The 11,393-nt window shown below is 38.3% G+C and carries 10 protein-coding genes; 3 read left to right on the top strand and 7 right to left on the bottom strand.

What is annotated here, in order from left to right; all coding sequences use genetic code 11:
• Positions 1-246: 246 nt before the first annotated feature.
• Entirely contained in the window at positions 247-1,155 is a 909-nt protein-coding gene (locus tag ACFPYN_RS08830) for a DMT family transporter (RefSeq protein ID WP_377733631.1), read from the bottom strand.
• A gap of 140 nt (positions 1,156-1,295) precedes the next feature.
• Here ACFPYN_RS08830 and ACFPYN_RS08825 point away from each other — a divergent pair, with 140 nt between their 5' ends.
• Positions 1,296-2,021 carry an MgtC/SapB family protein gene (locus ACFPYN_RS08825; RefSeq protein WP_377733630.1) on the top strand — a complete coding sequence of 242 codons (726 nt, stop codon included), beginning with the start codon at positions 1,296-1,298 and terminating at the stop codon, positions 2,019-2,021.
• Between the two features lie 12 nt (positions 2,022-2,033).
• Positions 2,034-3,023 (top strand): cation diffusion facilitator family transporter, encoded by a 990-nt coding sequence (locus ACFPYN_RS08820; RefSeq protein WP_377733629.1) that lies wholly within the window; start codon positions 2,034-2,036, stop codon positions 3,021-3,023.
• Positions 3,024-3,072: 49 nt separating this feature from the next.
• Here ACFPYN_RS08820 and ACFPYN_RS08815 read toward each other — a convergent pair whose 3' ends face one another.
• The 5 genes from ACFPYN_RS08815 to pruA all read right to left on the bottom strand — a co-directional run bounded on the left by ACFPYN_RS08815 (position 3,073) and on the right by pruA (position 9,393).
• On the bottom strand, positions 3,073-3,483 hold the full coding sequence (locus ACFPYN_RS08815; protein WP_377733627.1) for a YugN family protein: 411 nt from the start codon (positions 3,481-3,483) through the stop codon (positions 3,073-3,075).
• Positions 3,484-3,586: 103 nt separating this feature from the next.
• Entirely contained in the window at positions 3,587-4,750 is a 1,164-nt protein-coding gene (locus ACFPYN_RS08810) for an iron-containing alcohol dehydrogenase (RefSeq protein WP_377733626.1), read from the bottom strand.
• A gap of 113 nt (positions 4,751-4,863) precedes the next feature.
• Positions 4,864-6,108, bottom strand: coding sequence for a Glu/Leu/Phe/Val family dehydrogenase (locus ACFPYN_RS08805; protein ID WP_377733625.1), 1,245 nt, complete (start codon positions 6,106-6,108; stop codon positions 4,864-4,866).
• Positions 6,109-6,188: 80 nt separating this feature from the next.
• On the bottom strand, positions 6,189-7,382 hold the full coding sequence (locus ACFPYN_RS08800) for an ornithine--oxo-acid transaminase (protein WP_377733624.1): 1,194 nt from the start codon (positions 7,380-7,382) through the stop codon (positions 6,189-6,191).
• A 466-nt stretch (positions 7,383-7,848) separates the two neighbouring features.
• The gene (pruA, locus tag ACFPYN_RS08795) at positions 7,849-9,393 is read right to left on the bottom strand and encodes an L-glutamate gamma-semialdehyde dehydrogenase (protein ID WP_377733622.1); all 1,545 of its coding nucleotides are present in this window, start codon (positions 9,391-9,393) and stop codon (positions 7,849-7,851) included.
• Positions 9,394-9,533: 140 nt separating this feature from the next.
• Between pruA and ACFPYN_RS08790 the strand changes: the two genes are divergently transcribed.
• Positions 9,534-10,841 carry a sigma 54-interacting transcriptional regulator gene (locus ACFPYN_RS08790; RefSeq protein WP_377733620.1) on the top strand — a complete coding sequence of 436 codons (1,308 nt, stop codon included), beginning with the start codon at positions 9,534-9,536 and terminating at the stop codon, positions 10,839-10,841.
• Between the two features lie 98 nt (positions 10,842-10,939).
• On the opposite strand, the gene yugI is transcribed toward ACFPYN_RS08790, so the two are convergent.
• Positions 10,940-11,314, bottom strand: coding sequence for a S1 domain-containing post-transcriptional regulator GSP13 (yugI, locus tag ACFPYN_RS08785; RefSeq protein ID WP_024534118.1), 375 nt, complete (start codon positions 11,312-11,314; stop codon positions 10,940-10,942).
• Positions 11,315-11,393: the final 79 nt, after the last annotated feature.

Here is an 11,393-nt window from a genome sequence, read left to right as displayed (position 1 = left end):
ACGGTTAAGTTCAAGTTTGTTTTCGATACCAACAGGTGTCGGCGTAAGAAAACGTTTGTGCTTCCGGCACCGAAGTGCGTTCCGCTTGTTAGTTGACGTTTTGCTGTTCAGTTTTCAAGGTTCATTTTGTTCGTTGCCGTAACAGCAACTTTACTAATATACCGTCATCGAGAATCAAAGTCAATACTATTTCAAAATATTTTTTCTCGCTTCTTAAGGACAAGACTTAATATACACCCTCTTGATTCATAAATCAAGAGGTTTTTTGCGAAACAGTAAAATTAATCGTTTAAAGTCCATTACAAACAGCATTATACCAACAATAACAATGAATCCTCCAATTACTTGAGTAGAACTTAGATATTCATTAAAAACATAAAAAGCTAATATGGCTGCTCCAATTGGCTCAAATAAAATCGCGATTGATATAACATTTGTTGAGACATACTTTAAAGACCAGTTAAATAATGTATGTCCTAAAAGGTTCGGAATAATTGCTAATAATAAAAACCACATCCAATCGCTAGCCGGATACGGACCAAAGGACTCTCCTTTACCTACTATATAAAAGAACAACGTTATAGTACTTACTCTATAAACTACAAAAGTGTATGTAACGAGCGACAATCTCTTTCTTACATCTTGTCCAAATAATAAATAGGCTGTCACTAGAGCACATGCAATAAGTGCCAACATATCTCCATACAGAGCACTTCCACTAATTTGAAAATCTCCCCAACTAATTAAAACACATCCTCCAATTGCAATAAGGCCAGATAGAATGGTTTTAAAAGATAGTCGTTCCTTAAAGAAGAAATATGTTCCAGCAAACGCAAACAAAGGTTGCAACGTTACCAACACTGTTGAACTTGCTACTGATGTGTAATTTAAAGATTCAAACCATAGAATAAAATGAAAAGCTAAAAAGATACCAGCAATAATCGAAAATGCCCAATCTCTTTTTGTTAAAAGTTTTAACTCTGCTGTGTACTTCCAAAAAAAGAGGGGTGCCATGATCAATACTGAAAATAACATACGGTAAAATGCAATGACTCCCGCATCTGCATTGGCAAGTTTCACAAAAATAGCTGACATTGAAACAGCAATGACCCCAATCGCTATTGGTAGGTAGGGATGAATTGTACGCTTTTCCATGAATTCCACTTCTCTCTTTGCCCTCTAAACAATTGTTTATATTAACCGAAAAAAGGTACTATATAAGTAATCCTTCATATTGTTTCATTTCTAATCAAGCAGTGCAAGTTTGTTTTTAACTTTTATTGAGGAGGATTTTAATGGGAGATTTTATTTCTGGGGGTTTTTTACATACCGAAATATTATTGAAGTTAGGCTTAGCAGCATTATTAAGTTTAATTATCGGGATTGAAAGGGAATTAAAAAAGAAACCCGTTGGCTTAAAAACAAGTTTAGTCATTGCGACATTCAGTTGCCTCCTTACTTACATTTCTATTGAATCAGCCTATATGGCTGAAACTACAGAAGGTGTTAATATTACGATGGATCCTTTACGGCTTGCGGCGCAAATCGTCAGTGGTATAGGTTTCTTAGGTGCTGGGGTAATCTTAAGAAAAGGTAATGACAGTATAACTGGTTTAACTACCGCTGCTATGATTTGGGGTGCTGGCGCTATTGGTATCGCGGTAGGAGCTGGCTTCTATATAGAAGCCACTATTTGTGTATTAATTGTATTAGTAGGAATCGAGCTACTCCCTCCCCTCCTTTCTAAAATCGGTCCAAAACGATTAAGAATGAAAGAAGTTTATTTAAAGGTTTTGATTTCAGAAACAGGTGATATAAAAAGTTTAATATCTTTTTTAACCTCAGAAGAAATTGTGGTAGAAAGTTTTCGAATTAAAGACATTCCGCTTTCTGATCAACGGATTAAACACGAAATGGAAATACGCCTATCAGCACCACCTAAACACGACATGTTTACTATTTATAACAGAGTTCATTCTCTTTCTTATATCGATCGAGTTGAACTAGAAATCTTATCTTAACAGGAGGCATTTATGAAAGAATTTTTCGGACTACTTAAAGAAGGAAATAAACCTTCCTTACTTGCAGCAATCGTAAATACTATCATCGCAATATTGAAAGGTTTTGCTTTCTTTTTCACAGGAAATGTAGCTATGTTTGCAGAAATGATGCACTCAATCGGGGATGCCGCAAATCAGTTCTTTGTTTTTATTGGATCTGCGCTTTCTAAAAAATCACCTACTGCTCGATTTCCAAATGGTTTTGGTCGAGTTGTCAACTTAGTTTGTCTAGGTGCTGTATTAATTGTTGCCATCTTGTCTTATGAAACGATCGTTGAAGGTTGGCATCATATTCAACATCCTACAAAGTCAGGCGGATTATTAATTACTCTTGGAGTTTTAGCAATTGCCATTATTTTAGAGACTTTTGTGCTTTATAAGGCCGGAAAAGAAGTGTTGCACGAAGCTGGTGTGCCACCTGCTAAAGGCTTGGCGCCTTTAACACAAGGTTTCGTACATTTAAATCGCGCTAAACCAGCAACAAAATTAGTATTCATGGAGGATTTAGTTGCAACTGCCGGAGGAATCCTAGCGTTTGTAGCAGTATTAATTGCTCATTTTACTGGATTTTTACAAGCAGAAGGTATCGCTTCTATTTTGATTGGATTAATGATGTTCTATGTTGTTGGCAGAGTGTTCTTAGAAAATGCCCGTGGCGCAATTGGCGAAACGGATGAACAAATGTTAAATCATATTGCACATCTCGTAATTGAACACAAAGATGTGAAAGATATTAAAAAGCTTTCCGTAATTAAAGAAGGAGAGTTTTTACACGTTGAACTTGTTGCTGAAGTTGACTCTTCTATATCTTTTGCGCAGGCAGATGATATTCGAGATCATTTAGTAGACTTAATTCTCCATCAGCAAGGTGTTCAAGATGTAACGATTTCATTTGATGAAGATGATGGCGTTACACATTGGAAACATGTCAGTAACCGTCCTGAAACTTTACCACCTGTATAATCTATAAAAAATGCCCCATTCAATGGATTCACATTGGATGAGGCATTTTTTATTGGACTAAACGACTATCTAAAACTTTAAGTAATTCTACTCCTTGCACGACAAGTTTTTCACTTATCGGTGCATCTGGATCCGTTGGTTTTTGGAATTGATTTAACAACCCTCCACCAATCCCAAATAAAGCATCCTTTTCGTCGTCCAGACCATACTGATAACAATGTCTTAGTAAAAAAGGAATACCGCACTCCAATTTTGCTGAAGCCTGTTCGAAGTCACCGCTCTTTACAATGACTGGTATTCGTAACACATCATAATACGGTGTTTTTTGAAATACATAATCAAAATAAGCATGGTCATATTCCCAACCACCACCTACAGTAAATCCCTGGCTTGTTAAAAACTCTTCTAAGTGACCTTTTTCAAACCGTTTCCCTTGTATTGAAGAATTTAGTTCAATCAAATAAAAGACCTCCTTCTACTCTATAGAATGGACAGGAGGAGTACGATTTTATTCGTAGGTAAGAAAAGAAAACACTCAACCTGGTTGGTTGAGTGTTTAATCGTTACAATGACGCTTTTAGAATTGAGCGTACGTCTTCTGATTCTAAAGAAACAAAATTACCAAATGGTCCGTAAACCATTGCTTTATCGACCATGACATCAATATTTGAATCATCAATATCATAATCAGCTAGAGTTTCTGGAGCTCCTAGAGACGTCCAATAAGCACGTAAGTTATCGATTCCTTCATTGGCAATCTGTTCAACTGTTTTGCCTTCAGGTTCAACTCCAAATACATACACTGCTAAACGAGCAAAACGTTCTGGGTCAATTTTAATATTGTGACGCATCCAGTGAGGGAAAAGAATAGCTAACCCACCTGCGTGCGGGATATCATAAACAGCTGATACCGAATGTTCAATATTATGCGATGCCCAGTCTCCTTGGTATCCCATTTGAAGCATACCATTCAAGGCGATTGTTCCTGAGAAGAGAATGGTTTCACGGTGTTCATATGAATGTAAGTTATTCAATAATTTTGGTGCCGTTTCCATAATGGCACGTAAAACACCTTCACACATTTCATCTTGAACAGGTGTGTTCGTTGCGTTGTTGAAATACTGTTCAAATATATGAGTCATCATATCAACGATTCCGTATACAGTTTGATCTTGTGGAACGGAGAATGTATAAGTCGGATCAAGTATAGAGAATTTCGGGAATACTAGTGGGCTTCCCCATCCGTATTTTTCTTGTGTATCTTCGTTTGTGATGACAGAACCTGAATTCATTTCTGAACCTGTTGCTGCTAAAGTTAAAACCGTACCAAATGGTAGTGCTGCTTCAGGAACTGCTTTACGACTAACAAAGTCCCAAGCATCTCCGTCATATTTCGCACCTGCTGCGATCAGTTTTGTACAATCGATTACTGATCCTCCACCTACTGCAAGTATTACATCAATGTTTTCTTTTTTGCACAATTCCACGCCACTTCGTACCGTTGATATACGTGGATTAGGATCTACACCACTTAGTTCAAATACTTCTAAATCTGCTGCCTTTAATGTCGTCATGACTTCTTCATAAAGACCGTTTTTCTTTATACTTCCACCACCATATACGACCAATACTTTTTTGCCGTATTTAGGTAATTCTTGTTTGATTTGCTCAAGTTGCCCTTTACCAAAAATCAATTTGACAGGGTTATAAAATGAAAATGCATTCACTTTTATCACGCTCCTATGAATTGTATTATGTGCAAAACTCTTAATAAAATCAAAGAAAAGAGCTTAGAAAACACAAAAAACGTCTTGTCTACAAGAGACAAGACGCATTCTTCTTAAACCCAACCACGGAAACGTGCTGCTTCAGCTGTTTTACGTACGCCCACCATATATGCAGCTAATCGCATATTAATATTGCGTGTTGTTGCAACCGTATAAACATTATCGAAAGCAGTGATCATTTTTTTGTATAGTTTGTCGTTTACTTCTTCTTCTGTCCAGTAATACCCTTGATTATTTTGAACCCATTCAAAATAGGATACAGTTACGCCACCTGCACTAGCAAGTACGTCTGGAACAAGTAGAATTCCACGATCAGTTAATATTTTTGTAGCTTCAGTAGTAGTTGGACCATTTGCTGCTTCTACTACAATACTAGCTTTAATTTTATGTGCGTTTTCTGCTGTAATTTGATTTTCAATGGCAGCTGGCACTAAAATATCACAATCCAATTCAAGTAATTCTTGATTTGAGATTGTATTTTCAAATAACGTCGTTACTGTACCAAAACTGTCTCGACGATCAAGCAAGTAATCAATATCTAAACCATCTGGATCATGTAATGCACCGTAAGCATCAGAAATCCCGATAACTTTCGCTCCTGCATCACTCATGAATTTAGCTAAGAAACTTCCCGCATTACCGAATCCTTGAATGACAATACGTGCGCCATTCATTTCGATTCCACGTTTTTTAGCAGCTTCTTCTACACAGATTGTTACACCTTGTGCAGTTGCACGTTCACGCCCTTGAGAACCTCCAAGAACGATTGGTTTACCTGTGATGAAACCAGGAGAGTTAAATTCATCCATTCGGCTATACTCATCCATCATCCAAGCCATAATTTGTGAATTTGTAAATACGTCTGGAGCAGGGATATCTTTAGTTGGACCAACAAATTGACTAATTGCACGTACGTAACCACGACTTAATTTTTCAATTTCAGCCATTGACATTTGTCGTGGATCGCAAATAATTCCACCTTTAGCTCCACCGTATGGTAAATCAACAATACCGCACTTTAAGGTCATCCACATAGATAGTGCTTTCATTTCATCTTCAGAAACCTCAGGATGAAAACGTACGCCACCTTTTGTAGGACCAACAGCATCGTTATGTTGAGCACGGTAACCCGTGTAAACTTTAACTTTACCATCATCCATTTTAATAGGAATACGTACTTCTAGCATACGTAGTGGTTCTTTTAAAAGTTCAAACATTCCTTCATCATATCCAAGTTTGTTCAGTGCGTCCTGAATTACAGCTTGCGTTGAAGTGAACAGGTTTAGATTTTCAGCCATTTTATATTTTCGCCTCTTTATTCATAATGATTCTATCGCAACTATTGTAACATATTTGGTTTATTTTTAAACAGTAAAAATTATTTATTGAATACTTTTTGAATTTTTTCGATTGCCCAGTCTAATTCTTCTTTTGTAATTACCAACGGTGGTGCAAAACGAATGACTGTATCGTGTGTTTCTTTACATAAAAGACCAAGTTCTTTTAACTCTTCACAATATGGACGAGCTGCTTCGTTAAGCTCCATACCGATAAATAATCCACGACCACGAACTTCTTTAATTGAAGAATGGTTAATTTGTGATAATGCTTCTTTGAAATAGTTTCCTAGTTCTTCAGAACGTTGTGCTAATTTTTCATCTACTAATACATTTAGGGATGCAATCGAAACTGCACATGCCATTGGGTTACCACCAAAAGTAGAACCGTGTGACCCTGGGTTAAATACTTCAAGAATTTCTTTATTTGCAACAACACAAGAGATTGGGAATACACCGCCACCAAGTGCTTTACCTAAAATATACATATCTGGATCTACATCTTCCCATTCACATGCAAACATTTTACCAGTACGGCATAATCCAGCTTGAATTTCGTCTGCAATGAATAAGACGTTATTTTCGCGACATAGTTCGCGAGCAGCTTTCATGTAACCTGCTGGAGGTATAACAATCCCAGCTTCTCCTTGAATTGGTTCAACTAAGAATGCAGCTGTATTAGGTGTGATAGCTTGTTTTAACGCTTCAATATCACCATAAGGAATGATGTTAATGCCTGGTAACAATGGTCCGAAACCACGTTTGTAGTCTGGATCAGAAGAAAGAGATACAGCAGCCATTGTACGACCGTGGAAGTTCCCGCTACAAGCAATAATTTCTGCTTGGTTTTCAGCAATCCCTTTAACATCGTAAGACCAACGACGTGCAGCTTTAATCGCCGTTTCAACAGCTTCAGCGCCAGTATTCATCGGAAGTGCCATTTCTTTACCTGATAACTCACAAATCATTTCATACCATGGTCCTAATTGATCATTATGGAAAGCACGTGAAGTTAATGTAACTCGGTCCGCTTGATCTTTAAGTGCTTGAATAATTTTCGGGTGACGATGTCCTTGGTTTACTGCTGAATACGCAGATAACATATCCATGAATTTATTGCCTTCAGGATCTTTTACCCAAACACCCTGTGCTTCAGAAATTACGATTGGAAGTGGATGATAGTTTGGAGCACCAAATTTTTCTGTTTGCTCAATAACGTTTTGTGAAACTGTCATAATGTTTCGCCTCCTCTGATTTGTAAAAAAAGGCAGACGCATCTTCTGATGTGCCTGCCTATATGTTTTTCATTTTCCCACTAGCTGTCTAGGGTTTCCCGCTAGCCTTAGTGTCTAGCTTCGAAGCCCAGCTCGCACCTAAGCTTCAGTCTCTCATGCGAAAGCAAGCTTTCGATTCGAGCCTTCCAGCGCCGGCGTTGAGCTACCGTTCGAGTTTCCCGCTAGTCTTAGTGTCTAGCTTCAAGCGCCAGCTCGCACCACCGCTTCAGAAACTCATTCGAAAGCAGGCTTTCGATTCGGTTCTTCCACCGGCGGAGTCGAGCTACCGTTCAAGTTTCCCGCTAGTCTTAGTGTCTAGTTTCGCAGGGTAGGCTGCACCTAAGCTTCAATTCCTCATTCGGAAAAAGATTTCCGATTCGGCTTTTCCAGCGCCGGTGTCAGCCTAACACACCCTGCTACACTTTTCTTATAGCATTTCAGATGTTGTTTTAGCTTGTAAATGCAGTCCTAAGTAATCAGGTCCGCCCGCTTTTGAGTCTGTACCTGACATGTTGAATCCACCGAATGGTTGGTATCCAACGATTGCGCCCGTACATCCACGGTTGAAGTACAAGTTACCAACATGAAATTCTTCACGTGCTTTTTCTTGGTTCATACGGTTGTTAGTAATAACCGCTCCAGTTAAGCCGTACTCCGTGTTGTTTGCAATTTCAAGTGCATGATCGAAATCTTTTGCTTTAGAGATACCAACTACTGGTCCAAAGATTTCTTCTTGCATGATGCGTGCTTTTGGATCCAAGTCAGCGAATACAGTTGGTTGAATGAAGAATCCTTTTGAGTCATCTCCAGTTCCACCCGCAACTAAGCGACCTTCCCCTTTACCAATTTCAATGTAGCTCATAATTTTTTTGAATGCAGCGCCATCGATAACTGGACCTACAAAGTGCTCATCTTGCTCTGGAACACCTACAGATAAAGCTTTCGTTAACTCTTCTACACGGCTAAGTACTTGATCATATACATCTTCAACGATTACAGCACGTGAACATGCTGAACATTTTTGACCACTGAAGCCAAATGCAGATTTTACGATTGCTTGAGCAGCTAATTCTAAATCAGCTTCTTTATCAACAACGATTGTGTCTTTACCGCCCATTTCAGCGATTACACGTTTGATCCAAATTTGACCTTCATTTAATTTAGAAGAACGTTCAAAAATACGTAAACCAACATCACGTGAACCAGTGAAACTGATTAATCGAGTACGTGGGTGATCAACTAGGAAGTCTCCAACTTCAGCACCAGAACCTGGAATGAAGTTAAGTACACCTGCAGGCATTCCTGCTTCTTCTAATACTTCAACGAATTTGTAAGCTACGATTGGTGTAGTTGAAGCAGGTTTTAGTAATACTGTGTTACCCGCTACAATGTTCGCTACAGCAGTCCCTGCCATGATAGCAAACGGGAAGTTCCAAGGAGAAATTACAACTGCTACTCCCAAAGGAATGTAGTCATAACGGTTATACTCACCTGGACGGCTTTCAACTGGTTGACCATCTTTCAAACGAAGCATTTGACGAGCATAGTATTCAAGGAAATCAATTGCTTCAGCCGCTTCAACGTCTGCTTCAATCCATGTTTTACCAGCTTCTTTAGAAAGTAATGCTGAGAATTCGAATTTGCGACGGCGCATAATTGCAGCTGCTTTGAAAAGAACATCCGCGCGAATTTCTGGTTTCACTTTTTTCCATGTTTTAAATGTAGCATCAGCAATGTCCATAGCTTTTGCAGCTAATTCATGGCTTGTTTTAGATACTGAACCGACAACTTCAGTTTTATTTGATGGATTGTAAGATACAATCTTTTCTTCAGTTGTTACACGTTCGCCACCAATAATAAGTGGGAAATCTTGCCCCATGTAACCTGCTACTGTTTCATAACCTGCTTTTATGGCTTTTTTGTTTTCTTCTTTTGAGAAATCTGTGAATGCTTCGTGTTTATAAGGAATCATGTGAATCCTCCTATAATTTATTTTGGTGCAAAAATAATTTGCACTTTTATTTCGTTTACATCTATAATAATGCAAAAGATTGTTGCGTTAATCAAGTGATATTTCTTATTTTAGCAAAAAAAGTTAGGAGTGTGACTCCCGTGAACAAGAAAGATCTTCAATTATTACCGTTTTACCGCTTTGCTAGTGACCATATTTCCGTTGGTATCCATGCAATTGACCGAAATGGACGAACCATTTTATATAACGAAAAAATGAAAAATATTGAAGGATTAGATTTACACGATGTAGCAGACCGCTCCCTTCTAGAATTATTCCAATTTGATCAACAAGAAAGTACTCTCTTAAAAGTACTACAAAGTGAAGAACACGTGTTGAATGTAAAACAAACGTATTGGAATCGTAATGGTCATGAAATTACAACAATCAATGATACCTATCCCGTTTTTGAAAATGGGGAGTTAATCGGAGCTGTCGAATTAGCACGTGACGTCACTACTCTAGAGCGCCTGGTTTATCAACCATTGCGCCGCTATGGTGAACCGATTACATTTTCAGTTATTACAGCCGTTTCCGAGTCAATGAAACAAGTCATTTCAACCGCTCAAAAAGCTGCTACGGCACGTTTATCCGTTTTGTTAATAGGTGAAGCTGGAACTGGCAAAGACTTGGTTGCTGAAGGAATTCATTATGAATTATCTCCACCTTTGTCCCATTTCTATACGCTATATTGCCACAACTCTGACCCAACGATTCTAAATAAATTAAAAGACGATTTAGTTTCTCTTGAGGCGAGCACGATTTTTTGCGAACGTGTTGATTTACTTACACTTGAGATGCAGGAACAGCTTTTATCCATGGTCAATGATCCAACTCTATGTGAGCATTTATTTTTAGCGAGCGTCGGTGCCGATCCAGTAGATTTAATTGCGTCAGGAGAACTTTTGAAAGAACTATATTATTTCTTCTCTTCTATGACCATTGTTGTCCATCCCTTAAGAGAGAGACGTGAAGACATCGATCCATTTGTTCATGACTACTTTGCACGACATCGCGTTCGTTTTGGATCGGCTATTGTCGGTTTGACTGAGGAAGTTCGCGATATCTTCCATACGTATGACTGGCCAGGAAATTTAAAAGAAGTGGAAATATTATTGGACGAAATGGCTTCCATGTTGACAGACGAAGACATGATTACCTTTGAAATGTTGCCACTGCATTTTAAACTGAAGGTGCAAGAGATGAGAGACCCATTGAAGCGAGCAGAAGACTTCGTCGTTCAAACAGATCGTGATTTGTTACCTCTAGATGATTATTTGAGAGAAGCAGAAATGTACTACTTGCAAAAAGTAATGGGGATGTTTGAGGGCAATGTTACAAAAGCTGCAGTAGCTCTAGGAATGAGTAGACAGAACTTACAATATCGCTTGCGTAAGATGAAAAAATAGGAGTTTTTCTATTTGGGAATCTGCTTGAACTTGGCGGTTTTCAACAATTTGTTAAATAAAAAAAGCGAGCAACTCACATGGAGTTAACTCGCTTTTTCTCATTGACCGGATTTATTAATCCATTCTTGCAATTTGTCTTTTAAAGAGTTGAAACCTTCTGCATCATGCTCGTCAACGCGTGCTTGCAATGATTTTTTAGGTTTTTCGTCTTTACGTACAGTAGCTGGACGTTCTTGTAATGCACGAATTGAAAGGCTGATTTTCCCTGCCTTTTCATCCACTTCAAGGACCTTCACTTCGATTTCTTGCCCAACAGACAAGAATTCGCTTACTTCTTTTACATAACCGTATGTGATTTCTGAAATGTGAACAAGACCTTGAGTCTCTTCATCTAATGCTACAAACGCGCCGTATGGCTGTACGCCTGTTACTTTTCCTGAAACCACTTCACCAACTTGATACTTCTTAGTCATAATAATCTCTCCCACTCTTGGATATATACCTATCTACCTTAAGGCCATAAAAGATTATAACATAAACTAGTAAATAACT

It is taken from the genome of Paenisporosarcina macmurdoensis (assembly GCF_042658845.1).
GTDB lineage: Bacteria > Bacillota > Bacilli > Bacillales_A > Planococcaceae > Paenisporosarcina > Paenisporosarcina macmurdoensis.
Note: the sequence above shows the minus strand (reverse complement) of the source record. Positions and strands in the feature narration are given on the sequence as shown.

Coding starts and splice junctions, on each gene's coding strand:
- yugI (WP_024534118.1), bottom strand. CDS start 11,314: ATGACTAAGAAGTATCAAGTTGGTGAAGTGGTTTCAGGAAAAGTAACA.
- ACFPYN_RS08800 (WP_377733624.1), bottom strand. CDS start 7,382: ATGACAGTTTCACAAAACGTTATTGAGCAAACAGAAAAATTTGGTGCT.
- ACFPYN_RS08825 (WP_377733630.1), top strand. CDS start 1,296: ATGGGAGATTTTATTTCTGGGGGTTTTTTACATACCGAAATATTATTG.
- ACFPYN_RS08805 (WP_377733625.1), bottom strand. CDS start 6,108: ATGGCTGAAAATCTAAACCTGTTCACTTCAACGCAAGCTGTAATTCAG.
- ACFPYN_RS08830 (WP_377733631.1), bottom strand. CDS start 1,155: ATGGAAAAGCGTACAATTCATCCCTACCTACCAATAGCGATTGGGGTC.
- ACFPYN_RS08820 (WP_377733629.1), top strand. CDS start 2,034: ATGAAAGAATTTTTCGGACTACTTAAAGAAGGAAATAAACCTTCCTTA.
- pruA (WP_377733622.1), bottom strand. CDS start 9,393: ATGATTCCTTATAAACACGAAGCATTCACAGATTTCTCAAAAGAAGAA.